This window comes from Pseudomonas sp. SLFW, from assembly GCF_009905615.1.
Classification (GTDB): Bacteria; Pseudomonadota; Gammaproteobacteria; order Pseudomonadales; family Pseudomonadaceae; genus Aquipseudomonas; species Aquipseudomonas bambusae.
In genome coordinates this window covers 721465-746814 of sequence record NZ_JAAAKW010000001.1, presented here as the reverse complement: position 1 = coordinate 746814, position 25350 = coordinate 721465, and the positions used below count along the sequence as shown (strand labels likewise).

Genomic DNA, 25350 nt, shown 5'->3' with positions numbered 1-25350 from the left:
GGATGAGTGCCAAGCAGCCATAAAAAAGCCCCGCCGAAGCGGGGCTTTTGCTGTTCAGGCGTCGATCACGCCACGAACTGCTCCGCATAGTGGCAAGCCACCTGACGGTTATCCACGGTGCGCAGTTCCGGAATCTCGGTGCTGCAGCGTTCGGTCGCGTACGGGCAGCGCTTGTGGAAGGCGCAGCCTGATGGCGGGTTCAGCGGGTTAGGCAGTTCGCCGACGATCTTGATCTTCGGCTTCAATGGGTCCGGGTGAATCGTCGGGGTCGCCGACAGCAGCGCCTGGGTGTACGGGTGCAGAGGGCGGTTATAAATCTCCTCCTTCGGCCCCATCTCGGCAGGACGACCCAAATACATCACCAGCACCGTGTCCGCCACATGCCGCACCACCGCGAGGTTGTGGGAGATGAACACGTAACCGGTGTTGAATTCCTGCTGCAAATCCATGAACAGGTTCAGCACCTGCGCCTGAATCGACACGTCCAGCGCTGACGTCGGTTCGTCCGCCACCAACACTTTCGGTTGCAGCATCATCGCGCGCGCCAGGGCAATACGCTGACGCTGACCGCCCGAGAACATGTGCGGGTAGCGCTGGTAATGCTCAGGGCGCAGGCCGACCTGCTTCATCATCGCCTGCACTTTCTCGCGGCGTTCTGCTGCCGACAGCTTGGTGTTGATCAGCAGGGGCTCGCCCAGTTGATCGCCGATCTTCTGGCGTGGGTTCAGCGAGGCGTACGGGCTTTGGAACACCATCTGCACGTCTTTGCGCAGTTGCTTGCGTTGCTCCTTGGTCGCGCCGTTGACTTCCTGCCCGGCGATTTTCAACGAGCCCGAGGAAGGCTCTTCGATCAACGTCAGGGCGCGGGCGAGGGTGGACTTGCCGCAGCCGGATTCACCGACCACCGCCAGCGTCTTGCCGGCTTCCAGTTCGAACGACACTCCGTTGAGGGCGCGCACGGTGGCGTGAGGTTTGAAGAAACCCTGGGATACATCGTAGTGACGGGTGAGGTCACGGGCGGTCAATACGATTTCGCTCATTACGCCACCTCCTGATTCAGCGGGTAGAAGCAGCGGGCGAGGCTGTTGGCTTTAGGGTCCAGCGCAGGGCGCTGTTGGCGGCAGGTCTCTTGAACGTACGGGCAGCGCGGCGACAGCAGGCAGCCGCTCGGACGGTCGTAACGGCCAGGGACGATACCCGGCAGCGTCGAGAGGCGCGCGGCGCCCATGCTGTGTTCGGGAATCGCGGCCAGCAGGGCTTCGCTGTACGGGTGCGCAGGCACGTCGAACAGACCGGGCACATGACCGACTTCCACCGCTTGCCCCGCATACATCACGCACACACGCTGGGCGGTTTCGGCCACGACGGCGAGGTCGTGAGTAATGAGCACCAGGCCCATGTCCTGCTCTTTTTGCAGGGCCAGCAACAGGTCCATGATCTGAGCCTGAATGGTCACGTCGAGCGCAGTGGTCGGTTCGTCGGCGATCAGCAGTTTCGGTTCTCCGGCAATCGCCATGGCAATCGCCACACGCTGGCTCATACCGCCCGAGAGTTGGTGCGGGTAAGCCTCCAGACGCTGTGCGGCGCCCGGGATTTCAACCTTCTGCAGCAGCTCCAGCGCACGTTGGCGCGCAGCGCGGCCCGACATGCCGAGGTGGGCGCGCAGCACTTCCTCGATCTGGAAACCCACGGTGTAGCTGGGGTTCAGGGCTGTCATCGGGTCTTGGAAGACCATCGACAGGTCTTTGCCGACGATCTGCCGACGCTGGCGCGGGCTCAACTTGAGCATGTCCTTGCCGTCGAAAATCAGGGAATCGGCGGTGACGATGCCGGGGTGATCGATCAGGCCCATCAGCGCCATCATGGTCACGGATTTGCCCGAGCCGGATTCGCCCACAATGGCCAGCACTTCGCCCTTGTCCACGGCCAGGTCCAGGCCGTCGACGACCGGGGTCGCAGTCGCATCGCCGAAGCGAACGTTGAGGTTTTTGATTTCTAAAAGTGGCATTCGGACGTCCTCAGGCGGCGTTCTTGAGTTTCGGGTCCAGCGCATCGCGCAGACCGTCGCCCATCAGGTTGATTGCCAGCACGCTGAGCAAAATGGTCAGACCCGGAAGGCTCACCACCCACCAAGCGCGTTCGATGTAGTCGCGGGCCGAAGCGAGCATGGTGCCCCACTCAGGCGTTGGCGGTTGTACACCCAGACCGAGGAAGCCCAACGCCGCAGCGTCGAGAATCGCCGAGGAAAAACTCAAGGTCGCCTGAACGATCAGCGGTGCCATGCAGTTCGGCAGCACGGTGATGAACATCAGGCGCGGCAGGGTCGCACCGGCCAGGCGGGCGGCGGTCACGTAGTCGCGGTTCAGCTCACCCATGACAGCAGCACGGGTCAGACGCACGTAGGACGGCAGCGAAACGATGGCGATGGCGATCACGGTGTTGATCAGGCCAGGGCCGAGGATCGCGACGATGGCCACAGCCAGCAGCAGCGACGGCAGGGCCAGCATGATGTCCATCAGACGCATGATGGTCGGGCCGAGGATTCTCGGGAAGAAACCGGCCAGCAGGCCCATGAGAATCCCTGGAATCAGCGACATCACCACCGACGAAAGGCCGATCAGCAGCGACAGGCGCGAACCCTGAATCAGACGCGACAGCAGGTCGCGACCCAGCTCATCGGTGCCCAGCAGGAACCGCCATTGACCGCCTTCGAGCCAGACCGGTGGGGTCAGCAGGAAGTCACGGTATTGCTCGCTCGGATCGTGAGGGGCGACCCACGGCGCGAACAGGGCGCAGAAAACGATCAGCAGCATGAACGCCAGGCCCGCGACGGCGCCTTTGTTCTTCGAGAAATGCTGCCAGAACTCTTTGTAAACGGACGGGTAGAGCAGGCTTTGATCGACTGCTACTACGGGAGTAGGTGTGCTCATAAAAAGTGATCTCAGCGCTGGTGACGAATGCGTGGGTTGGCAAAGCCGTAGAGGATGTCCACCACGAAGTTGACCAGAATCACCAGGCAGGCGATTAACAGGATGCCGTTCTGCACGACAGGGTAGTCACGGGCGCCAATGGCTTCGATCAACCATTTGCCGATACCCGGCCAGGAGAAGATCGTTTCGGTCAGCACTGCACCGGCGAGCAGCGTGCCCACTTGCAGGCCGAACACGGTCAGAACTGGGATCAGCGCGTTGCGCAGGCCGTGGACAAACACCACGCGGGCAGGCGACAGGCCTTTGGCGCGAGCGGTACGCACGTAGTCTTCACGCAGCACTTCGAGCATCGAGGAGCGGGTCATCCGGGCGATCACCGCCAGCGGAATGGTGCCCAGCACGATGGCCGGCAGGATCAGGTGACGCAGGGCGTCGATGAACGAGCCTTCTTCATCGCTGAGCAGGGTGTCGATCAGCATGAAGCCGGTTTTCGGCGGAATGTCGTACAGCAGATCGATACGTCCCGATACCGGGGTCCAGCCCAGCGATACCGAGAAGAACATGATCAGGATCAGGCCCCACCAGAAGATCGGCATCGAGTACCCCGCCAGGGAGATGCCCATCACCCCATGGTCGAACAGGGACCCTCGTCGCAAGGCCGCGATGACACCGGCCAGAAGCCCGATGATGCCAGCGAATATCAGCGCCGCAATCGACAGTTCCAGCGTCGCCGGGAACAGCGAAGTGAATTCGGTCCACACGCTCGTGCGCGTCCGCAGCGATTCGCCCAGGTCGCCATGGGCGAGCTTGCCGACGTAATCGATGTATTGCGCATAAAGGGGCTTGTTCAGGCCAAGACGTTCCATGGCTTGGGCGTGCATTTCCGGATCGACCCGGCGTTCACCCATCATGACTTCGACCGGGTCGCCCGGAATCAGGCGAATCAGTGCGAAGGTCAGCAAGGTGATGCCGAAGAAGGTGGGTATCAGTAACCCCACTCGGCGAGCGATAAAACTAAACATCTTCTCGTGTACCTCATCTGCCGGTTAGGCGTGTTCCAGCGGGGTTCGTTTTTGCGAACCCGCCGGATTCTTCTTCTACTTCACCTGGGTGGTGGCGAAGTTATTAGTGGTCAGAGGGCTAATGTGGTAGCCCTCTACGTTCTTGCGCATTGCGGTGAACATCTTGGTGTGCGCCATGCTGATCCATGGCTGATCCTGATTGAAGATCACTTGTGCCTGCTCATAGAGCGCAGCACGTTCGGCCGGGTCGGTTTTTTCCCGTGCCTGATCGATCAGGGTCTGGAACTTCTCATTGCACCAGCGAGCGTAGTTCTCGCCGTTTTTGGCGGCTTCGCAGCTGAGGTTCGGCGTCAGGAAGTTATCAGGGTCGCCATTGTCGCCTGCCCAGCCCGCCGACACCATGTCGTGCTCGCCGTTTTTGGCACGTTTGAGCATTTCGCCCCATTCCATGACGCGAATATCTAACTTAATGCCGACTTTCGCCAAATCCGACTGCATCATCTGCGCGCCCAGCATCGGGTTCGGGTTGGTTGGACCGCCGCCGTTGCGGGTGAACAGGGTCAACACGGTGCCGTCCGGAACGCCTGCTTCCTTAAGCAAGGCACGTGCCTTGTCCAGATCGTGGGCCGGATTCTTCAGGGTTTTGTTGTAGCCCAGCAGGGTGTCCGGGTACGGGTTGACGCCGACCGTGGCATTGCCCTTGCCGAACAACGCGTTGACGTAGGCTTCCTTATCGAAGGCGATGTCGATGGCCTTCCGCACCCGCACGTCGCTCATGTACTTGTGGGTGGTGTTCATCGCGATGTAGGAGGTGGTCATCGCGTTCAGCTCGTCGACCTTCAGGTTCGCGTCGTTCTTGATACTCGGAATGTCGTCTGGCTTGGGATACAGCGCGACCTGACACTCGTTGGCCTTGAGCTTTTGCAGACGCACGTTGTTGTCGGTGGCGATGGCCAGAATCAGGGTGTCCGCTGGCGGTTTGCCACGGAAGTAATCCGGGTTGGCCTTGAAACGCACCTGTGCATCCTTGGCGTAGCGCTGGAATACAAAGGGGCCGGTGCCGATCGGCTGGCTGTTCAGGCCTTCGAGTTTATTGCTCTTGAGCAATTGATCGGCGTATTCGGCCGAGTAGATCGAGGAGAAGGCCATGGCAACGTCCGCCAGGAACGGTGCTTCGCGACGGGTCAGGGTGAATTTGACGGTGTTGTCGTCAACCTTCTCGACGTTCTTGAGCAGGTCTTTGAAGCCCATGCTTTCGAAGTACGGGAAACCCACGGTCGATTGTTTGTGCCACGGATGGTTCGGGTCCAGCTGACGCTGGAAGCTCCAGACCACGTCGTCGGCATTCATGTCGCGCGTCGGTTTGAAGTAATCGGTGGTGTGGAACTTGACGCCTTTGCGCAGGTGGAACGTGTAATTGAGGCCGTCTTCGCTGATTTCCCACGATTCGGCCAGGGCCGGCTGGATGTCAGTGCTGCCGGGCTTGAAGTCCACCAGACGGTTGTAAATGGTTTCCGCCGCAGCGTCAGCGGTGACGGCGGTGGTGTACAGCGCAATGTCAAACCCTTCCGGGCTGGCTTCGGTGCAGACCACAAGAGGTTTGGCCTGAACGCCGACCGCGGCGCTGAGCAGTGTCATTCCCAGTGCCAATGCGACTGCGTTGCGCAATGTTGCGAGTTTGAATGTCGATTTCAAGAAAACGCCCTCCGCAAGTGATGAAGCCATTACTCAGTGGGTGTTTCGGGGCATTAAGTTCTGTATGAACCTTGCCCCGAAACTGCCCAGCGGTTGATTAAAGGATGTTGAACGGGATGGTGGTCACCAGACGGAACTCGTTGATGTTGCCGTCAGCCTGGTTCGCACTCGCGCGGTGGGTGGTGTACGTGCCGCGCATGGTCGAGGCCTTCAGCGGACCGGACTGCAGGGTGTACGAGGCGCCTACGCCGTATTCGTAGTGGGTTTCGCCGTCCATGCTGCGCACGTCATAGGCGGTGCCTTTGTAGTGCGTACCGTCGATGTCGAAGCCGCGGGCTTGATAGACGTTGAACTTCAGGCCTGGCACGCCGTAGTCGGCCATGTTCAGCAGGTAGCTCAGTTGCACCGACTTCTCGTTCGGTCCGTTGAAGTCCGAGAGCAAGGAGTTGGCGAGGAAGATGGCGTTGCTGTCATGCACGTAGTCGAAGTAGGTGTCACCCTCGACTTCCTGATAGGCAATGCTGAAGCTGTGCGCCTTGTGGGTCGCGGTCAACGACAGGGAGTAGGTGTCGTTGTCGATCGGGCCCATTTTCTTCGAGCCTGAATCTTTGGTTTTGTAGTAGTTCAGGTTGGTGCTCAGGCCCAGGACGTCGGTGTCGCCCAGCTCGTGCAGGAACGAGAAATAGTACTGGTGCCAGAAATCCTGGACGTTCGAAGCGTAGAAGCTGGTCGTCAGGCTTTTGAACGGCTTGTAGTCGACACCGGCCATGTCCACGCGGTCGGCTTCGATGTTCGCGTTGGCGGTGTACTCGGAGCGGAACTTGGTCAGGCTCTGTTCGGAACGCGGTGAGACGCGGTCGAAGCTGCCAGCGGTGAACGACAGGTTATTGAACTCTTCGCTGAGGATGCTCACACCTTCGAAGCTCGACGGCAGCGCACGGTTACCGATGTAGGCCAGTACCGGCGTGTTCAGCGACTGGCGGCCGGCGGTCAGCGTGGTGTTGGAGATGCGTGCCTTGATGTTGCCAAGGCCCAGCTTGCTCCACTGGCCAACGGGGTCGCCGTTGTTCTTGGTCAACGTGCGGTTGGCGCCGCCCATCAGGTCATCCTTGTCGCGGTCCAGCGCAACGGCGTTGTAGACCGCCATCTGCGTGGCGAACCCGACGGTGCCCTGAGTGAAGCCCGAGCTGTAGTCAACGATGGTGCCTTGCACCCAGTTGATACGACGTGGGTCGCGATCGACCACGACGCCGTTCTCGCTGCGGCTGAAATTGCCACCGCGACGCAGCAGTTCATTGGCGTACCAGTTCTTGGTCGAACCGGTGATTTTCGAGTCTTCCAGAAAGCCTTTGGCTTCGCTCTGGGCGTTGGTGGTGGCCAGTGTCGTCGGGACGAACTCCTGACTGGTTGGCTCTGCCTGGGCCGCGACGCTCAAGGCGAGGGCGGAGAGGGCGAATACAGCGGTGCTGGCTTTTTTCACGTGTTGAAGCTCCCTTTTACATCTTTTATAGAGGCCGGTTTTTATGGAGGACCGGCTTTGATGAAGCGGCCTTGTGGGCCTTTTTTCGCTCGTTCCGCGGATTGCGGATAAAGCAGTGCCAAAGGCGAACATTCACCTGTGGCACAGTTGCTCGGGTTAGTCGGCGATGCTGACGCCGGAGAAGTTGTTGCGATTGAACGGACTGACCTGAAACCCCTGAACGTTTTTACGCAACGGCTGAATGACCGTGGAGTGAGCGATCGGCGTGATCGGCACCTGGCTCTTGAGGTAGTGCTGGGCTTGCTTGTAGAGGTCGATGCGCTGGTTTTTGTCCGCCGTGGACACGGCCGACTTGATCAGCGCGTCGTACTTCTCGTCGCACCACATCGAGTAGTTGTTGCCGCCAATGGAGGCGCAGCTGTACAGCGTGCCCATCCAGTTGTCGGGGTCACCGTTGTCGCCGGTCCAGCCGATCAGCGAGATGTCGTGCTCGCCGTTCTTGCTGCGCTTGAGGTACTCGCCCCACTCGTAGCTGACGATGGTCGCCTTGATGCCCACTTTGGCCCAGTCGGCCTGAAGCATCTGAGCCATCAGCTTGGCGTTCGGGTTATAGGGGCGCTGCACGGGCATGGCCCACAGGGTGAGTTCGGTGCCCTCCTTGACGCCGGCAGCGCGTAACAGCTCGCGGGCTTTTTCCGGGTTGTAGGGCGCGTCCTTGACGGTTTCATCGTAGGACCACTGGGTCGGCGGCATAGCGTTCTGCGCCAGTTGCCCCGCGCCCTGATACACCGCGTCGATGATCGCCTTCTTGTCCACCGCCATGTCCAGCGCCTGACGAACCTGCAAGTTGTCCAGCGGCGCATGGCGCACGTTGTAGGCGATGTAACCGAGGTTGAAGCCGGGTTTCTCGATCACCTGAAGATTCTTGTCTGCCTTGATCGACTCGACGTCGGCGGGGCGCGGATTGAGGGTGACCTGACACTCGTTTTTCTTGAGCTTCTGCACACGCACCGAGGCATCGGTATTGATGGCGAAGATCAATTGATCGATCTTCACGCGGCTCGGGTCCCAGAAGTGTTTATTGGCGACGTAGCGAATTTGCGAATCTTTCTGATAACGCTGGAATGCAAACGGGCCTGTACCAACGGGCGAATTATTGATCTCGCGAACATTACCCGATGCCATCAGTTTGTCAGCATATTCAGCCGACAGAATAGAGGCGAAGTTCATTGCAATGTTTTGAATGAAGGCCGCGTCCACTTTGTTCAGTGTGAATACGACCGTCATGGCGTCAGTCTTTTCCACTGACTTGATGTTCTTGTCCAGGCCCATGCTGGTGAAGTACGGGAACTCCGTCGGGTAGGCGACGCGGAAGGGATGATCCCTCTGCAACATGCGATTGAAGGTGAACAGCACGTCGTCGGCATTGAAGTCGCGGGTCGGCGTGAACAGCTTGTTGCTGTGGAATTTCACGCCAGGGCGCAGGTGGAACGTGTAAGTCAGGCCATCAGGCGAGATATCCCAGCTCGTCGCAAGCGCAGGCACCACGCTGGTTTCGCCGCGTTCGAACTCTGCCAGGCGGTTGTAGATCGGCTCGGCGGCGTCGTTGTCAGTGCCCGACGTGTATTGGGCGATGTCGAAACCGGCGGGGCTGCCTTCCGAACAAAACACCAGACTCTTGGTAGCCGCTTGTACGGTTGGAATAGTGGCTAATAGCCCAGCAGTGATTAACGAAGACACAACAATGTTTTTACGCATGACAATCCTTATCGTCTGGGACGTGTATCACTTTTCGATGATGCGGAAAATTCCGGGGCAATCGTTTGCGCAAATGGAATTGTCCGATCAGATAAACCGACCGACGGGAAAACGATAACTATCAGGTGCGGGAACTCAGGACGGTATGTCCGTCCGGCCGCACAGTAAATACTTCAGACTTCTTCGATATTTGTAGGAAAAGTGCATATCGTTAGTAGGCAATTTCTTTCAGCTGCACACTTACTCGTCTAACGATATTCATTTTCGTTTCTGAATCACGCACAAGACGACACGGTCGCGACACCCGAAGGTATCGCGACCGTGCAGTCACAGAGAGTTATTACTTACCGCTGACGCTCACGCCGTAGAACGAGTTCAGACCAAATGGGCTGATCTTGAAGTCCTGAACTTCTTTACGCATCGGCTGGTAAACAGTCGAGTGCGCAATAGGGGTCATAGGGACTGCGGCCTTGAGCAAGTGCTGAGCCTGTTTGTACAGCTCGGTGCGCTTGGACTGGTCGGTGGTTTCCTTGGCCTGGTGGATCAGCTTGTCGAAGCCGTCCTTGTCGCACCATTTGGCGAAGTTGTTGCCGTTGACCGCGTCGCAGCCGAACAGGGTGCCCAGCCAGTTATCCGGGTCACCGTTGTCGCCGCTCCAGCCAATCAGCATCGCGCCGTTTTCGCCGTTTTTGGCGCGCTTGATGTACTCGCCCCACTCGTAGGAAACGATCTTGGCGTTGATGCCAATCTTCTTCCAGTCGTTCTGGAGCATCTCAGCCATCAGCTTGGCGTTCGGGTTGTACGGACGCTGAACCGGCATCGCCCACAGGGTGATTTCGGTGCCGTCGGCCACGCCTGCTTTTTTCAGCAGTTCCTTGGCCTTGGCGACGTCGTACGGTGCATCCTTGATCGTGGTGTCGTAGGACCACTGGGTCGGTGGCATGGCGTTCACCGCCAGTTGGCCTGCGCCCTGGTACACCGCGTCGATGATGGCTTTCTTGTCGACCGCCATGTCCAGCGCCTGACGCACTTCCAGCTTCGCCAGCGGGTTAGGCTTGGTCTCGCCCTTGATTTCCGGCATCACGTTGTAGGCGATGTAGCCCAGGTTGAAGCCCGCCTGATCAGGCATCTTCAGCGCAGGATCGTCTTTCAACGGCTTCAGGTCGGCTGGACGCGGATAAGCGGTGATCTGGCATTCGCCTTTCTTCAGCTTCTGAGCGCGAACCGAGGCGTCGGTGGTGATCGCGAAAATCAGGTTGTCGACTTTGACGTCTTCAGGCTTCCAGTAGTCCTTGTTTCCGGTGAAACGGATGTTGGAGTCTTTCTGGTAGCTCTTGAACACGAACGGGCCAGTGCCGATCGGCTTCTGGTTGATGTCTTCCGGCTTGCCTTCCTTGAGCAGTTGGGCGGCGTATTCAGCGGACTGAATGGACGCGAAGCTCATGGCCAGGTTCTGGATGAACGCAGCGTCGACCACGCCCAGGGTCATCTTGACGGTGTGATCGTCGACTTTCTCGATCTTGGTGATGTTGGTGTCCATCGCCATGTCGGTGAAGTACGGGAATTCAGTCGGGTACGCCTTACGGAACGGATCGTCCTTGTTGATCATGCGGTTGAACGTGAACAGCACGTCATCGGCATTGAAGGTACGGGTCGGTTTGAAGTACGGCGTGGTGTGGAACTTGACACCTTCACGCAGGTGGAAGGTGTAGGTCAGGCCGTCCGGGGACACGTCCCAGCTAGTGGCCAGGCCTGGAATGACGGCGGTGCCGCCGCGTTCGAACTGGCTCAGACGGTTGAAAACGGTCTCGGCCGAAGCGTCGAAGTCGGTGCCGGTGGTGTACTGACCTGGGTCGAAACCAGCGGGGCTGCCTTCGGAGCAGAACACCAGGTTCGATGCTGCTTGAGCGAAGGGAGCGCTGGCGATCAAACCTGCGCCGAGGAGAAACGGAATGACCGCTTTTTTGAGCATGGTGGCCTCAGTTGTTGTCATTTTTTAGTTGAGGGTACGACCTTATGGGTCGGTCCCGCGGATACTTATGCAGGCGCCATACCCAAAGCAAGATGCTGGCGCCAAACAAGTGTCAAAGAGTGGCACGAACGTACACGAATGTCGCAAAAGTATAATTTTTGACGCGGTTGAACGTTTGCGTGTCGCATATCGGCATCTTTGTTGCGCGATTCTGGTGCATCGCGCCGTGGCAAATGCACCCGAATGTCCCGCAAGTGTTACTTCGCTGTTGATAAGCGATGGTGCTATTTGGCCACGCTCACCCCATAAAAGGGCGTCAGGCCAAACGGGCTGAGTTTGAAGTCCTGCACCTCCTTGCGCATGGGCTGAAACACTTTGGAGTTGGCGATCGGCGTAATCGGCACGTCGTTTTTCAGGATGTTCTGCGCCTGCTGATACAGCTTGATTCGCTCGTCGCGGTTGCTGGTCAGCTTGGCCTGGGTCACCAATTTGTCGTAGCTCGGGTTGCACCATTTGGCGTAGTTGCTGCCTTTCACCGCCGCACAGCTATAGAGCACGCCGAGCCAGTTGTCCGGGTCACCGTTGTCACCTGTCCAACCATAGATCATCACGTCGTGTTCGCCAGCCTTGGCGCGCTTGATGTACTCGCCCCATTCGTAGCTGACAATGTTGGCCTTGATGCCGATCTTCGCCCAGTCGGACTGAATCATCTGCGCTGACATCCGTGCGTTCGGGTTGGACGCGCGTTGCACGGTCATGGCCCACAGATTGATCTGCGTGCCCGGCGCGACGCCTGCTTCCTTGAGCAGTTGTTTCGCCTTGTCCGGGTTGTAAGGCGCGTCCTTGATATTCGGGTCATAACCCCATTGCGCAGGCGGCAGCGCGTTTTGCGCCAGTTGACCGGCCCCTTGGTACACCGCCTTGATGATCGCCGGCTTGTCGATGGCCATGTCCAGCGCCTGACGCACCTTGAGTTGATCCAGCGGCGGATGGGTCACGTTATAGGCCAGGAAACCGAGGTTGAAGCCGGGTTGGCTCAGCACTTTCAGGTTCGGGTCCTTCTGCGCTTCCTCGATGTCTTGCGGACGCGGATAGCCGCTGATCTGGCATTCGCCGGTCTTGAGTTTCTGCAGGCGGGTGGCCGCGTCGGTGTTGATCGAGAAGATCAGGTTGTCGAGCTTCACGTCCTCCGGCTTCCAGTAATCCTTGTTGCCGGTAAAGCGGATTTGCGCGTCTTTCTGGTAACGCTTGAACACGAAAGGACCGGTTCCGATCGGCTTCTGGTTGATCTCTTCGGCCTTGCCTTGTTTGAGTAGCTGCGCGGCGTATTCAGCGGACTGAATCGAGGCGAAGCTCATGGCCAGGTTCTGAATGAACGCGGCGTCGATGTTGTTCAGGTGAAATTTGACGGTGTGGTCGTCAACCTTCTCCACCTGCTTGATGGTCTTGTTCATGTCCATGTCGGTGAAGTACGGCGACTCGGACGGGTAAGCCTTGCGGAACGGATCGTCGGCGTTGAGCAGGCGATTGAAGGTGAACAGCACGTCGTCGGCATTGAAATCCCGCGTCGGCTTGAAGTAGTCCGTGGTATGGAATTTCACCCCATCGCGCAGATGAAACGTGTAGGTGAGGCCATCGTCGGAGACGTCCCATTTTGTCGCCAGGCCTGGCTCGACTTCAGTGCCGCCCCGCTTGAACTGGGTCAGGCGGTTGAACACGGTTTCAGCCGACGCATCGAACTCAGTACCGCTGGTGTATTGGCTGGGATCGAAGCCAGCGGGGCTGGCTTCGGAGCAATAGACCAAGGTGCTGGCCGCCTGTACCGACGGCACGCACAACGCCATCGCAGCAGCCAGAAGCAGGGGTTTGAAGGTGTTCTCCATGTGGACCTCATGCAAGTGCGGCATTCATGCCGGAATCATCGACGGATGATAGACCGCGCAGAATGCCGCAGCGTTGAGGGTTCGGAAAAGAAAACCGTCTGGCCTATTTGATGATGCCCAGTGACTCATAAAGCGCATAAAGCGCGGCGCCAGCGGACGTGAGCTTTATCAGTGCCCAGAGTGGCGACTCCTTGTCCAGGAACTCGCCTCTCATGAAGTTCAGATACGCAGCGCCATCTTTGGTCAGGCGATCGAGCGAGGCCTGTCCTGTATCAGCGAGGTGCTCATGAATGGCGCGCAGGTCGAGCTTCGAGGTGGCGCGGCGTACGTTTTCGGGGTTTTTCGTCGCCCATTCAGCGACTTGTGCATCCTGCCACTCACTGTTGTGGGGATGCTTGAAATAGTCGATAGCGATAGCAACGGGATCGGCCTGGGTGTCGCCGTTCCAATGATTGACCATTGCGGTGCCTACCGCTCTCACGGCTTCGGATGCCAGACTGCTTGCCAGCAGGTGCAGTGGGTGTTCTGCATGGTCCTTGGCCAGCTGTGAGTGAGTTGGATCAGTCGAGCCATTGTCGTGCGGATCTTCCCCATACCGGGTCTGCCAGTCCTTGATGTTTTCCCCGAATCGCGTAAGTACACCTTGCATGACGATGCCGAGGGCATTACCCAGCACCGAGGCAGGTCCTGTCAGATAGGCCACGCTTCGCTGAATGAACTCCGCGATGGGCAGGCTGACCCATTCATCACGAGCGTTCAGAAAGGCCTGGAAATGCTTGAGGTAGTCAGGGTTCTCGTGCTCTTCGAGAAGAATCAACAGCACCTGCTCGCGAGGGCTTCGGTCACCCGGTTTGGTCGGCATATAGGTGATGTCGTCGACCGAGAAAAGAATCTTGCCCAGTGGGGCGGCCACACTGGCCAGGACATCGGTGGAGCCGAACATCCCGGTCACGAGCGGCAGGCCCGCTTCACAGTCGGCGGGGGAGGTCCATGGCAGCACCTCGGAGTGGCCATTCTTGATCAGCGCCAGTTCCACGAAGTTGGAGTGAGCGAAAAAGTCTTCGAGTATGTGCAACGCCGAGCCAAAGGCGCGCAAACCCCAGGGCTTGCGCGGGTGCTCCATGGCAAATTGCAGCTGGCGTGCCATGAAGTCAACCGACCTGCCGATGTAGTGCTTCATCGATGTCGTGTAGTCAATTTGCAGGAGTGGATCGCCGTCGAACACCAGCGATTCGAAATCCTGGTCCCTTGACTTCGGGTCTGGGGTATTCCGGTCAATGACGCGCGGGTTGTCGATGTGCTCACTGGGGCGGTACACACCGAGCACATCGGGAGTCACTCTGTACAAATCCCCGCTACCCTGGCGAATCGCCCCGAATCGTTTGATGGAAAGCACGTCGACGATCCGGGTAAGGGCGTCACGGGACAGTACGTCGGGGAAGTCCTTGGGCGTATCGGCGGCCCGAATGATCTTGGGATCGAGCAGCTGCGAATAATCCCGCAGCCAGTTGCCAAAATAGATGGTGTCCAGTTCATAGGGGCTCATCTCCAGGTCGTACAGCACGGCCTCGATCGTCTCGTGGGTATGGTGATGTTCATCGCCATCACCTGCTTCAAAGCGTTCACGCTCTGGGTGCGGGTCGGGAGAGTTTGAGGTTTCGTTGAGGTTCGAGTGGCGCCACACGATGCGTACGCGCACTTTACTCCACTGGGTTTCGATATCCAGCGGGCGGGCTGACCCGAACCGGTAGCTGGCAACGCGCACGCGATCGGTGTCGAACTGGCCGAGCGTAGCCATCGCGAGGGAGAAACGAGTGCCCTCTTCACCGTTGGCATCCTTGGCGAGAGGGATCGAACCCTCTTCCAGATAATCGGCGAAGTCCTGACGCAGCACGTTATCGATGTGATGGCCGAACTCGTGCAGAAGAATATCCAGAAACTCGGCGACCCGAACGTCGCTAAGGGCGTTGTCGATCATTGAGGAATGAATGCGGATGACCCGCTCGCTGTTGCTGTAGTCGGCGAGATGATCGCCGTCCTCGATGAGGATGGCCGGGTTGTCGATTTCTCCGGCAAGCAGCCGGTCTTGCAGGGCGCAGTAAACGCTTTCGGGAATGTCCTGGCCAAAGATGCGCGCCATGTTCTCAATGAACCCATCGGCTGAAAGTGTCGTCGCCACCCGGGTCAGCAGGTCCAGGGCAAACGTGCTGTGCACGAGCGCCTCTGTCAGGTCGGGTTGGTCGAGGAAACGGGTTGTCGCAGGTTGAAAAGCCATGATGGATTCTTCCTTGAATCAGTAATAAACGACCGGTCAGGCGTTGCGGGTCCGGGGATATCCCGACCCATCAGACGCTCCGGTCGTGAAGGTGTTGTTGGTGGTACGGGTGTCGAGTGTACGGATTGCACGGGGCGTGGAAATCGGACAGGGCGCGGCGGTGTGTAGGATGCGCTAGCGCGTCGCAAGGGAAGGGGCGACAGATCGTCTGGAAAAGAGTGCAGCAGGGGGGAGGAAACTGCGGCAGCCCTTGGCTGCCGCGGGCAAGGATCAGGGAATCGCGACTTCGATCACGCCATCGGCGGTCACGCTGACCTGGCTGGTCCCGGCCTCGACATCCGGCGTTGGCGCGGCATCGGCGCGGGCCGCTTTCATCATCATGACTGGCGCACGCATATAAGGCTGTGGGTAGCCCGAGGTGTTGAGGCTCAGGTTCACCAGTTTATAGCCGCTGCCACCCAGGGCATCAGTGACCAGTTGTGCGCGGGCTTTGAATGCGGTGACGGCGTTTTTCAGCAAGGTGTCTTCGCTGGTTTTGCGCGCCGGGTCGGAGATGGAGAAGTCCATGCCGCCCATTTTCATATCACTGCCGAGCAGTTCTCCGGTGAGTTTGGAGAGAGCCGCGAAGTCGGGGCTTTCCAGTCGCAGTTCAGCGCGCTCACGCCAGCCGGTGATTTTCTGACCTTTGTCATCATAGATGGGGTAGCTGTTGCGGCTGCCTTGGCGAATCGTCACTCCCTTGACCTGACGGGCCTCGCCGAGGGCTTTGTTAAGGGATTCGGTGATCCCGGCGGCGAGCTTGGCCGGATCGGTATTCTGCAATTCGGTGTACACGGTGACGGTCATCAGGTCGCGCTGGACTTCCTGATTGACCTCAGCGCGCACGGACACCTGATTGTAATGAACGTCTTCGGCCATGACGCAGGCGCTGGCCAGCGCGGCGGCGCCAAAGGTAAGGGCAGTGGCAGTGGGGCGAAGGCTGAACATGTGAAACTCCTTGTTGGGCGAACCGTCCTGAGCGCAGGTGGGAGCGTTGCTGGACGGATGCCCATCAGACTGTGTTTCCGGGATCTTGTTCCAGCGAGGAACAAACGCAGAACCTCACTGTGGGAGCGAATTCATTCGCGAAAAAATGGCTAAGGCGACAGGGATACGTCGGTTGACTGTCCATTCGCGAATGAATTCGCTCCCACAGAAAGCGTTTGCAGCCTGAAGATCCCTCATCGCTGTGGCGCTTTGACGCACATTGACGGAAAGCGCTGTCGCATTGGTTATACTCGCTCGGATTCCCCTGGAGCGCTCATCAGGAGAGCTCATGCTCGCCCCCGTTCAATTGCTGTCTGCCACGCGCCAGAATCTCTGGCGACTGACGTTCATCCGCATTCTGGTGCTCGGTGCCCAAGCCGGTTCGGTAGGGTTCGCCTACCTGTTCAACCTGCTGCCTTTGCCTTGGCTCCAGTTGGACATCACCTTGGGCTTTTCCGCCATCGTTTGCCTTTTGACGGCGATCAGACTTCGCACGTCCTGGCCCGTGACCGAACTGGAATACGCCGTGCAACTGGCGTTCGACTTGTTCATTCACAGCGCGCTGCTGTTTTTCTCCGGAGGGTCGACCAACCCGTTCGTCTCTTATTATCTTGTGCCGCTGACGATTGCCGCCGTGACCCTGCCGTGGCGCTATTCGCTTATTCTCTCGGGCATCGCCTTGGCCTTGTACACCTTGATGCTGGCGAATTTCTATCCTGTCGAAGCCTTCGCCATCGCTCGGGAGAAGATGCAGATCTACGGCATGTGGCTGAGTTTTGCGCTGGCAGCGGGGGTGATCACCTTCTTCGCGGCGCGGATGGCCGAAGAACTGCGCCGTCAGGAACAGATGCGCGCCCTGCGCCGAGAAGAAGGCGCTCGCGATCAGCAACTGCTGGCTGTCGCGACTGAAGCTGCTGGCGCTGCGCACGAACTGGGCACGCCGCTGGCGACCATGAGCGTGCTGCTCAAGGAAATGCAGCAGGACCACAAAGACCCGGCGCTGCAAGAAGACCTGTCGGTGCTTCAAGACCAGGTCAAACTGTGCAAGGAAACCCTGCAACAGCTGGTTCGTGCGGCCGAAGCCAATCGCCGTCTCGCCGTGCAGGAGCAGACCGTCACCCACTGGCTCGATCAGGCGCTCAATCGCTGGCACCTGATGCGGCCCGAAGCCAGCTATCGTTTCCAGCGTCTGGGGCAGGGCGACGTACCGATGGTCGCGCCGCCTCCCGATCTGACCCAAGCGCTGCTGAACTTGCTGAACAACGCCGCCGATGCCTGCCCCGAAGGGCTGGAAGTGAGTCTGGACTGGAGCGCCTGGGAAATCAGCATCACCATTCGCGACCACGGCGCCGGGGTGCCGTTGGCGGTCGCCGAACAGATCGGCAAACCGTTTTTTACCACCAAGGGCAAAGGCTTCGGCCTGGGCCTGTTCTTGAGCAAGGCCAGCGTGACCCGCGCCGGTGGCTCGGTGAAACTCTATCCTCACGAGGAAGGCGGCACGCTCACCGAGCTGCGTCTGCCCCGGAACGCAACAGGAGATGAAGCATGACTGATGACATTCAGGTCGAGGGCGAAGAACTGCCGCACCTGTTGCTGGTGGACGACGACGCCACCTTCACTCGCGTGATGGCACGCGCCATGGCGCGCCGTGGTTTTCGTGTCAGCACCGCCAGTTCCGCCGAGGAAGGTCTGGTGCTCGCCCAGCAGGACATTCCCGACTACGCAACGGTCGATCTGAAAATGGAAGGTGACTCGGGTCTGGTGCTGCTGCCCAAGCTGTTGGAACTGGACCCGGAAATGCGTGTCCTGATACTGACCGGCTATTCGAGCATCGCCACCGCTGTCGAGGCCATCAAGCGCGGCGCCTGCAACTACCTGTGCAAGCCGGCGGACGCAGATGACGTGTTGGCTGCGCTGCTGTCCGAGCACGCCGATCTGGACACGCTGGTGCCGGAAAACCCGATGTCCGTGGACCGCCTGCAGTGGGAACACATCCAGCGGGTGCTGACTGAACACGAGGGCAACATTTCGGCCACGGCGCGGGCCTTGGGGATGCATCGGCGTACGTTGCAGCGCAAGTTGCAGAAGCGACCGGTTCGCCGCTGAGCGAGGATTGCCAGTTAAAGTTTTTTTCATGGAAGACCGCGTGTAGCGTCTGGCACATTGGTGTCAACGCTACTAAATGCCTGCCGCCGAGCCGTTGCCATGAATGTTGATATCGATGAATCCAGGGTCAATGACGCTGTGAACGGGAGCTTTTTTTCCCGAGTCTGGAAACTGGTCACGCCGTACTGGCGTAGCGAAGAAAAGGGCATGGCCTGGGTGCTGCTGATTGCAGTGATCGTGCTCTCGCTGTTCAGCGTCTTTATCTCCGTGCTGGTCAACAGCTGGTACCGGGATTTCTACAACGCGCTGCAAAACAAGGATCTGGGGGCATTTACCCACCTGATTCTGTACTTCTGCGGTATCGCCGCCATCGCCATTCTCGGCGCGGTGTATCGCCTCTACCTCACGCAAATGCTGACCATCCGCTGGCGTCGCTGGCTCACCGAAAAGCATTTCACCAAATGGCTCGCCCACAAGAATTATTACCGGCTGGAGCAGGGCGGGTACACCGATAACCCTGACCAACGTCTGTCGGAAGACCTCAACAACTTCACCTCTGACACCCTGAGCCTGAGCCTCGGCCTGCTGCGCACCGTCGTGAGTCTGGTGTCGTTCTCGGTGATCCTGTGGGGCGTGTCCGGCAGCATCGAGCTGTTCAGCATCACCATCCCCGGTTACATGTTCTGGGCCGCGCTGCTCTACGCCGCTGTCGGCAGTTGGCTGACTCACCTGATCGGCAAAAAGTTGATCGTGCTGAGCAACCAACAACAGCGTTATGAAGCCGACATGCGTTTCTCGCTGGTGCGGGTTCGCGAAAACGCTGAAAGCATTGCCTTGTCCGAAGGTGAAGCCAACGAAAACCAGCGTCTCAGCGCACGATTTGGCATGGTCTGGAGTAACTTCTGGACCATCATGAAAGTGCAGAAACGCCTGACGTTCTTCACCGCCGGTTACTCACAGATCGCTATCGTGTTTGCGTTTGTCGTCGCTGCGCCGCGCTATTTTGCCGGCAAGATCGAACTGGGCGAGCTGATGCAAATCAACTCGGCGTTCGGCAACGTACAAGAGAACTTCAGCTGGTTCATCGACGCGTACACCCAATTGGCGTCGTGGCGCGCCACCTGTGACCGTCTGCTCAGCTTCCGTCAGGCCATGGACGAAAACGAAGCCCGCGTGCCGTCGATTGAAGTGACCCACCAGAGCAATGCCCTGCACGTTCAGGGTTTGGACCTGTCATTGATCGGCGGTCGCCAGTTGCTGAACAACGCCAACATCGACATCGCCGCAGGCGAGAAAGTCATGCTCAGCGGTCGCTCCGGCAGCGGCAAGAGTACGCTGCTGCGGGCGATGGGCGGGCTGTGGAACGAAGGCCATGGCGCGGTGAAACTGCCGGCCAAGCGTGCGTTCTTCCTGCCGCAAAAACCGTATCTGCCCATTGGCACCCTGCGCGAAGCCCTGAGTTATCCACAAGCGCCGGAGGTCTATCCCGCCGAGCGTTTCGCGCAGGTCCTGGAAACGTGCCGTTTGAGCCATCTGGTGCCGCGCCTGGACGAGAGCAATCACTGGCAGCGCATGCTGTCGCCGGGCGAGCAACAGCGTGTGGCGTTTGCCCGTGCGCTGCTGTTCGCGCCAGACTGGCTGTACCTCGACGAAGCCACCTCGGCGATGGATGAGGAAGACGAAGCCGCGCTGTATCAAGCGTTGATCGACGAGTTGCCAGGGGTGACATTGCTCAGTATCGGCCACCGCAGCAGCCTCAAGCGTTTCCATCGCCGCCATGTGCGCATCGACGAGGGCCAGTTGAAGGAGCAATCCCTTACCGAAACGGCGATCTGATACGGCATCGACAGGCCCATCTGCCGCAAAAACCTACGAACACGCCGGGTTTGTTATGTGATCGTACAACCCGGTTGAGCTATCATTAGCCTTTCACCGTATTTAGAGATGCCTGTTGGATATGGAAAATCAGAGTGCTCCGCCTCGCGCACGTCGAAAGCACCGCAGCCTGGCTCAAGAATTGGTCACCGAACTCTCCGAGCGCATCCGCAACGGCGAATTGAAGCGCGGCGACAAACTGCCGACCGAATCCGCGATCATGGAAGAGCAGGGCGTCAGCCGTACGGTCGTCCGTGAAGCCATCTCCCGGTTGCAGGCGTCGGGGCTGGTCGAGACGCGTCACGGCATCGGTACCTTCGTTCTGGACACCCCAAGCCCAAGCGGCTTTCGCATCGATCCGGCCACCATTGTCACGCTGCGTGATGTATTGGCGATTCTGGAGTTGCGCATCAGTCTTGAGGTTGAATCGGCGGGCTTGGCGGCACAACGTCGCTCCGCAGAACAGCTGGCCGACATGCGTGCCGCGCTGGATGCCCTCAATGAAGGGGCTTCTCACGCCAGCGATGCGGTCGGGGCGGATTTCCAGTTCCACATGGCGATTGCGCTGTCCACGGGCAACCGCTATTTCACCGACATCATGACGCACCTGGGAACCAGCATCATTCCCCGCACCCGGTTGAATTCGGCGCGTCTGGCCCATGACGATCATCAGCACTACATGAACCGTCTGAGCCGCGAACACGAAGAGATCTACGACGCCATCGCCCGCCAGGACTCCGACGCCGCCCGCGCCGCGATGCGCCTGCACCTCACTAACAGCCGCGAGCGGTTGCGTCATGCCCATGAAGAGGCGGAGTCGCAACGCGCCTGAGGTCGTATGACCGACGTCTGTAAAACATCTCCTGTAGCGGTCCGGCTTGCCGGCGGTTGCGATTTCAACGACGCCACCGCCGGCAAGCCATGCTGCTACGGGTTTATTCTCATCCCCGCAAAGCCCCCAAACACCACTCATCCTGTCCGGACATAAATAATTCATCCCCCCTATTGAGAGATGTCATTCCTAGTTGTACGATGACTTACGACATCAGCGCAGGTCTGGTGATCCATTCATACAATTAGCTTCCCAGGGTGTTCGAATAATGAATCCACAAGAACTGAAGTCCATCCTTTCCCACGGTCTGCTGTCCTTCCCGGTTACCGACTTCAATGCCCAGGGCGATTTCCACCGCGCTGGTTACATCAAACGCCTCGAATGGCTGGCCCCGTATGGCGCTTCCGCACTGTTCGCAGCAGGCGGTACAGGTGAGTTTTTCTCCCTGACCGGCAGCGAATACTCCGACGTCATCAAAACCGCCGTTGATACCTGTGAGAAAACCGTGCCGATCCTGGCGGGCGTCGGTGGTCCGACCCGTCAAGCGATTCAACAGGCTCAGGAAGCTGAACGTCTGGGCGCCAAAGGCCTGCTGCTGTTGCCTCACTACCTGACTGAAGCCAGCCAGGACGGCGTTGCCGCTCACGTCGAAGCGGTCTGCAAATCGGTCAAGATCGGCGTGGTTGTCTACAACCGTAACGTCTGCCGCCTGACCCCTGCGCTGCTGGAGCAACTGGCTGAGCGCTGCCCGAACCTGATCGGCTACAAAGACGGTCTGGGTGACATTGAGCTGATGGTTTCGATCCGCCGCCGCATGGGCGACCGTTTCTCTTACCTGGGCGGTCTGCCGACTGCCGAAGTCTACGCCGCCGCTTACAAGGCGCTGGGCGTACCGGTCTACTCCTCGGCGGTGTTCAACTTCGTACCGAAGCTGGCGATGGACTTCTATCACGCTATCGCCAAAGACGATCACGCCACCGTTGGCAAGCTGATCGACGACTTCTTCCTGCCGTACCTGGACATCCGTAACCGCAAAGCTGGCTACGCAGTCAGCATCGTGAAAGCGGGCGCGAAAATCGCTGGCTACGACGCAGGCCCGGTGCGTGCGCCATTGACCGACCTGACGCCAGAAGAGTTCGAAATGCTCGCTGCGCTGATGGACAAGCAAGGTCAGCAGTAACACTCGACCTGCCGCAAAACCGCTGAGCGATCAGCGGTTTTTTGCCGTCGAGGTTTCGCAACACGGACAGGCGTTATCCCATTTCTCGTTTCATGCCATTCGCGTAGGCAAGGTCGCCTGCGCGTGAGTTCGACCCTAGGCGTCACCGTGGCTTCAGCGTGAAGCTGCACCTTTGAAACACGGCTTCAATCGCATCTGGATTTTAGGGGCAGAGGCGAGCAGCACACACACATAAAAAATCGTTTAACCCGCGTAAAAAAATAATGAGTGGGAGTTTTCGAACATGCAAAAAACCAAGCCGACGCACGTCCGCTATTTGATCTTGCTCATGCTGTTTCTGGTGACCACGATCAACTACGCCGACCGTGCCACCATCGCCATCGCTGGCTCCAGCCTGCAAAAAAGCCTCGGCATCGACGCCGTTACCCTCGGTTATATCTTCTCCGCATTCGGTTGGGCCTACGTGGCCGGACAGATTCCGGGCGGTTGGCTGCTCGACCGTTTCGGCTCGAAAAAGATTTACGCCCTGAGCATCTTCACTTGGTCGCTGTTCACCGTGCTGCAAGGCTATGTCGGTGAGTTCGGCCTCTCCACCGCCATCGTCGCGCTGTTCATGCTGCGGTTCCTGGTGGGTCTGGCGGAAGCGCCATCCTTTCCGGGCAACGCACGTATTGTCGCGGCCTGGTTCCCGACGTCCGAGCGCGGCACCGCGTCGGCGATTTTCAACTCGGCGCAATACTTCGCCACTGTGTTGTTCGCACCGATCATGGGCTGGATCGTCTACACCTTCGGCTGGCAGCATGTGTTCGTGGTCATGGGCGGCGTCGGGATCGTGTTCTCGCTGATCTGGCTGAAAATCATCCACAGCCCCCGCAACCACCCGATGATCAACAAGGCCGAACTCGATCACATCGCCAATAACGGCGGCATGATCGACATGGACCAAGAGCAGGGCAAAGGTAAAAGCGGCGGCCCGAAGTGGGACTACGTGAAGCAGCTGCTGACCAATCGCATGATGCTGGGCATTTATCTGGCCCAATACTGCATCAACGGCATCACCTATTTCTTCCTGACCTGGTTCCCGGTGTACCTGGTGCAGGAACGCGGCATGACCATTCTCAAAGCCGGTTTCATCGCCTCCTTGCCAGCGGTCTGCGGCTTCATCGGTGGTGTGCTCGGCGGGATCATTTCCGACTGGCTGCTGCGTCGCGGCAAATCCCTGACCTTCGCTCGCAAGGCGCCGATCATTGGCGGTCTGTTGCTTTCAACCTCCATCGTGACCTGCAACTACGTGGACATCGAATGGGTCGTCGTGGGCTTCATGGCGCTGGCCTTCTTCGGCAAGGGCGTTGGCGCACTGGGTTGGGCGGTGATGTCTGACGCCTCGCCGAAACAAATCGCCGGTCTGAGCGGCGGTCTGTTCAACATGTTCGGTAACATCGCGTCGATCACCACCCCGATCGTCATCGGCTACATCATCAGCTCCACCGGCTCGTTCAAATGGGCGCTGGTGTTCGTCGGCGCCAACGCGCTGGTGGCGGTGATCAGCTATGTGTTCATCGTGGGCGAAATCAAACGCGTGGAATTGAAAGACACCCCAACGCAGGGTGATGTGCGGGCCAGCGACCTTGGCGAAGTTTCCCAAGCCAAAAGCTGAGCGCAAGCAAAAAACTGAGGAATACCGTGATGAACTTGATTCAACATGCCGATTCGCCGCGTTACATCCGTTTGCACGAGCGCGATAACGTCGTCGTCGTGGTCAATGACCAGGGCGTACCGGCGGGGACTGAATTCGACAATGGTCTGGTGACCCTCGACAACGTGCCGCAAAGCCACAAGGTCAACACCGTGGACATCCCCGAAGGCGGGGCGGTGATCCGTTATGGGCAGACCATCGGGTATGCCCTGCAACCGATTCCGCGCGGCAGTTGGGTCAAGGAAGATCAACTGCGTATGCCGAGCGCGCCACCGCTGGACAGCCTGCCGCTGTCCACCGATGTGCCGGGCCGGGGCGAGCCGCTGGAAGGCTTCACTTTCGAGGGCTATCGCAACGCTGACGGCACCGTCGGCACACGCAACATTCTCGGGATTACCACCACCGTGCAGTGCGTGACCGGCGTGCTGGACTTTGCGGTCAAGCGCATCCGCGAGGAGCTGCTGCCCAAATACCCGAACGTCGATGACGTGGTGGCCATCACCCACACCTACGGCTGCGGCGTGGCGATCACGGCCAAGGACGCGTACATCCCGATTCGCACCGTGCGCAACCTGGCGCGCAACCCAAACCTGGGTGGCGAAGCGTTGGTGATCGGTCTGGGCTGCGAGAAATTGCAGGCCGAGCAGGTCATGCATCAGAACGACCCGTCGGTCGACCTGAGCGATGAGTGGATGTACCGCTTGCAGGATTCCAAACACGGCTTCAACGAAATGATCGAGCAGATCATGGCGCTGGCTGAAGTGCGTCTGAAGAAGCTCGATCAGCGTCGTCGCGAAACCGTGCCGGCCTCCGAGCTGATTCTGGGCATGCAGTGCGGCGGCAGCGATGCGTTTTCCGGCATCACCGCGAATCCGGCGCTGGGCTACGCCTCCGACCTGTTGCTGCGCGCAGGCGCGACCGTGATGTTCTCGGAAGTGACCGAAGTGCGTGACGCCATCTACCTGCTGACCTCCCGCGCTGAAACCACGGAAGTGGCCGAGGAACTGGTGCGGGAGATGGACTGGTACGACCGTTACCTGGCCAAGGGCGAGGCCGACCGCAGCGCCAACACCACGCCGGGCAACAAGAAGGGCGGGTTGTCGAACATTGTCGAAAAGTCCCTCGGGTCGATCGTCAAATCCGGCAACAGCGCAATCAATGGGGTGCTGGGCCCTGGCGAGCGGGTCAATCGCAAAGGGCTGATCTTTTGCGCAACGCCTGCCAGCGACTTCGTCTGTGGCACTTTGCAACTGGCGGCCGGGATGAACCTGCACGTGTTCACCACCGGGCGTGGCACGCCTTATGGTCTGGCGATGTCACCGGTGGTGAAGGTGTCGACCCGGACCGAGCTGGCGCAACGCTGGCCGGACTTGATCGACATTGATGCGGGGCGTATCGCCACCGGTCGTGCCAGCATTGAGGACTTGGGCTGGGAGCTGTTCCATTTCTATCTCGATGTCGCCAGCGGCAAGAAGAAGACCTGGACCGAGCATTACCGCTTGCACAACGACATCACCCTGTTCAACCCGGCGCCGATTACCTGATCACATGCGCCGCGAGATCGGCATGGGTCTCAACCTGTGGGAGCGAATTCATTCGCGATACGGTGGTACATCCGGC

At 59.1% G+C, this 25350-nt stretch carries 18 protein-coding genes; 7 read left to right on the top strand and 11 right to left on the bottom strand.

Annotated features, from left to right (window positions below; translation table 11 throughout):
* Positions 1 to 65: 65 nt before the first annotated feature.
* The 11 genes from GVN17_RS03145 to GVN17_RS03095 all read right to left on the bottom strand — a co-directional run bounded on the left by GVN17_RS03145 (position 66) and on the right by GVN17_RS03095 (position 16002).
* Positions 66 to 1040 carry a peptide ABC transporter ATP-binding protein gene (locus GVN17_RS03145; RefSeq protein ID WP_166593752.1) on the bottom strand — a complete coding sequence of 325 codons (975 nt, stop codon included), beginning with the start codon at positions 1038 to 1040 and terminating at the stop codon, positions 66 to 68.
* Positions 1040 to 2008, bottom strand: a complete 969-nt coding sequence (locus GVN17_RS03140; protein ID WP_166593751.1) for an ABC transporter ATP-binding protein — start codon at positions 2006 to 2008, stop codon at positions 1040 to 1042. The genes GVN17_RS03145 and GVN17_RS03140 overlap by 1 nt, the downstream gene beginning before the upstream one ends.
* Before the next feature lie 10 nt (positions 2009 to 2018).
* Entirely contained in the window at positions 2019 to 2930 is a 912-nt protein-coding gene (locus GVN17_RS03135) for an ABC transporter permease subunit (protein ID WP_166593750.1), read from the bottom strand.
* A gap of 11 nt (positions 2931 to 2941) precedes the next feature.
* Positions 2942 to 3952 carry an ABC transporter permease subunit gene (locus tag GVN17_RS03130; RefSeq protein ID WP_166593749.1) on the bottom strand — a complete coding sequence of 337 codons (1011 nt, stop codon included), beginning with the start codon at positions 3950 to 3952 and terminating at the stop codon, positions 2942 to 2944.
* A 75-nt stretch (positions 3953 to 4027) separates the two neighbouring features.
* Positions 4028 to 5590, bottom strand: coding sequence for an ABC transporter substrate-binding protein (locus GVN17_RS03125; RefSeq protein WP_256665059.1), 1563 nt, complete (start codon positions 5588 to 5590; stop codon positions 4028 to 4030).
* 154 nt (positions 5591 to 5744) lie between these two features.
* Complete coding sequence (locus GVN17_RS03120; RefSeq protein ID WP_166593747.1) at positions 5745 to 7127, bottom strand: OprD family porin; 1383 nt, start codon at positions 7125 to 7127, stop codon at positions 5745 to 5747.
* 156 nt (positions 7128 to 7283) lie between these two features.
* On the bottom strand, positions 7284 to 8885 hold the full coding sequence (locus GVN17_RS03115) for an ABC transporter substrate-binding protein (RefSeq protein WP_166593746.1): 1602 nt from the start codon (positions 8883 to 8885) through the stop codon (positions 7284 to 7286).
* A gap of 340 nt (positions 8886 to 9225) precedes the next feature.
* On the bottom strand, positions 9226 to 10857 hold the full coding sequence (locus GVN17_RS03110) for an ABC transporter substrate-binding protein (protein ID WP_166593745.1): 1632 nt from the start codon (positions 10855 to 10857) through the stop codon (positions 9226 to 9228).
* A 284-nt stretch (positions 10858 to 11141) separates the two neighbouring features.
* The gene (locus GVN17_RS03105) at positions 11142 to 12740 is read right to left on the bottom strand and encodes an ABC transporter substrate-binding protein (protein WP_166593744.1); all 1599 of its coding nucleotides are present in this window, start codon (positions 12738 to 12740) and stop codon (positions 11142 to 11144) included.
* Between the two features lie 103 nt (positions 12741 to 12843).
* Complete coding sequence (locus GVN17_RS03100; protein WP_166593743.1) at positions 12844 to 15015, bottom strand: HET-C-related protein; 2172 nt, start codon at positions 15013 to 15015, stop codon at positions 12844 to 12846.
* A gap of 270 nt (positions 15016 to 15285) precedes the next feature.
* Positions 15286 to 16002 (bottom strand): SIMPL domain-containing protein, encoded by a 717-nt coding sequence (locus GVN17_RS03095; protein ID WP_166593742.1) that lies wholly within the window; start codon positions 16000 to 16002, stop codon positions 15286 to 15288.
* Positions 16003 to 16330: 328 nt separating this feature from the next.
* Here GVN17_RS03095 and GVN17_RS03090 point away from each other — a divergent pair, with 328 nt between their 5' ends.
* The 7 genes from GVN17_RS03090 (at position 16331) to garD (ending at position 25274) form a co-directional block, all read left to right on the top strand.
* The gene (locus GVN17_RS03090; RefSeq protein WP_166593741.1) at positions 16331 to 17590 is read left to right on the top strand and encodes an ATP-binding protein; all 1260 of its coding nucleotides are present in this window, start codon (positions 16331 to 16333) and stop codon (positions 17588 to 17590) included.
* Positions 17587 to 18147, top strand: a complete 561-nt coding sequence (locus tag GVN17_RS03085; RefSeq protein WP_166593740.1) for a response regulator transcription factor — start codon at positions 17587 to 17589, stop codon at positions 18145 to 18147. Before GVN17_RS03090 ends, GVN17_RS03085 begins: the two co-directional genes overlap by 4 nt.
* A 99-nt stretch (positions 18148 to 18246) precedes the next feature.
* Positions 18247 to 19983, top strand: a complete 1737-nt coding sequence (locus GVN17_RS03080; protein ID WP_166593739.1) for an ABC transporter ATP-binding protein/permease — start codon at positions 18247 to 18249, stop codon at positions 19981 to 19983.
* 121 nt (positions 19984 to 20104) lie between these two features.
* Positions 20105 to 20854, top strand: coding sequence for a FadR/GntR family transcriptional regulator (locus GVN17_RS03075; protein WP_166593738.1), 750 nt, complete (start codon positions 20105 to 20107; stop codon positions 20852 to 20854).
* Between the two features lie 268 nt (positions 20855 to 21122).
* The gene (gene kdgD / locus GVN17_RS03070) at positions 21123 to 22034 is read left to right on the top strand and encodes a 5-dehydro-4-deoxyglucarate dehydratase (protein ID WP_166593737.1); all 912 of its coding nucleotides are present in this window, start codon (positions 21123 to 21125) and stop codon (positions 22032 to 22034) included.
* Between the two features lie 283 nt (positions 22035 to 22317).
* Positions 22318 to 23691 carry an MFS transporter gene (locus GVN17_RS03065; RefSeq protein ID WP_166593736.1) on the top strand — a complete coding sequence of 458 codons (1374 nt, stop codon included), beginning with the start codon at positions 22318 to 22320 and terminating at the stop codon, positions 23689 to 23691.
* Positions 23692 to 23720: 29 nt separating this feature from the next.
* The gene (gene garD / locus GVN17_RS03060; RefSeq protein WP_166593735.1) at positions 23721 to 25274 is read left to right on the top strand and encodes a galactarate dehydratase; all 1554 of its coding nucleotides are present in this window, start codon (positions 23721 to 23723) and stop codon (positions 25272 to 25274) included.
* Positions 25275 to 25350 lie beyond the last annotated feature (76 nt).

What these genes read in the sequence shown, in the direction of transcription:
- GVN17_RS03100 (WP_166593743.1), bottom strand. Translation starts at nt 15,015, where the DNA reads ATGGCTTTTCAACCTGCGACAACCCGTTTCCTCGACCAACCCGACCTG.
- GVN17_RS03085 (WP_166593740.1), top strand. Translation starts at nt 17,587, where the DNA reads ATGACTGATGACATTCAGGTCGAGGGCGAAGAACTGCCGCACCTGTTG.
- GVN17_RS03080 (WP_166593739.1), top strand. Translation starts at nt 18,247, where the DNA reads ATGAATGTTGATATCGATGAATCCAGGGTCAATGACGCTGTGAACGGG.
- GVN17_RS03065 (WP_166593736.1), top strand. Translation starts at nt 22,318, where the DNA reads ATGCAAAAAACCAAGCCGACGCACGTCCGCTATTTGATCTTGCTCATG.
- GVN17_RS03135 (WP_166593750.1), bottom strand. Translation starts at nt 2,930, where the DNA reads ATGAGCACACCTACTCCCGTAGTAGCAGTCGATCAAAGCCTGCTCTAC.
- GVN17_RS03095 (WP_166593742.1), bottom strand. Translation starts at nt 16,002, where the DNA reads ATGTTCAGCCTTCGCCCCACTGCCACTGCCCTTACCTTTGGCGCCGCC.
- GVN17_RS03140 (WP_166593751.1), bottom strand. Translation starts at nt 2,008, where the DNA reads ATGCCACTTTTAGAAATCAAAAACCTCAACGTTCGCTTCGGCGATGCG.
- GVN17_RS03105 (WP_166593744.1), bottom strand. Translation starts at nt 12,740, where the DNA reads ATGGAGAACACCTTCAAACCCCTGCTTCTGGCTGCTGCGATGGCGTTG.
- GVN17_RS03130 (WP_166593749.1), bottom strand. Translation starts at nt 3,952, where the DNA reads ATGTTTAGTTTTATCGCTCGCCGAGTGGGGTTACTGATACCCACCTTC.
- kdgD (WP_166593737.1), top strand. Translation starts at nt 21,123, where the DNA reads ATGAATCCACAAGAACTGAAGTCCATCCTTTCCCACGGTCTGCTGTCC.
- GVN17_RS03075 (WP_166593738.1), top strand. Translation starts at nt 20,105, where the DNA reads ATGGAAAATCAGAGTGCTCCGCCTCGCGCACGTCGAAAGCACCGCAGC.
- GVN17_RS03110 (WP_166593745.1), bottom strand. Translation starts at nt 10,857, where the DNA reads ATGCTCAAAAAAGCGGTCATTCCGTTTCTCCTCGGCGCAGGTTTGATC.
- GVN17_RS03115 (WP_166593746.1), bottom strand. Translation starts at nt 8,885, where the DNA reads ATGCGTAAAAACATTGTTGTGTCTTCGTTAATCACTGCTGGGCTATTA.
- garD (WP_166593735.1), top strand. Translation starts at nt 23,721, where the DNA reads ATGAACTTGATTCAACATGCCGATTCGCCGCGTTACATCCGTTTGCAC.
- GVN17_RS03090 (WP_166593741.1), top strand. Translation starts at nt 16,331, where the DNA reads ATGCTCGCCCCCGTTCAATTGCTGTCTGCCACGCGCCAGAATCTCTGG.
- GVN17_RS03145 (WP_166593752.1), bottom strand. Translation starts at nt 1,040, where the DNA reads ATGAGCGAAATCGTATTGACCGCCCGTGACCTCACCCGTCACTACGAT.
- GVN17_RS03125 (WP_256665059.1), bottom strand. Translation starts at nt 5,590, where the DNA reads ATGACACTGCTCAGCGCCGCGGTCGGCGTTCAGGCCAAACCTCTTGTG.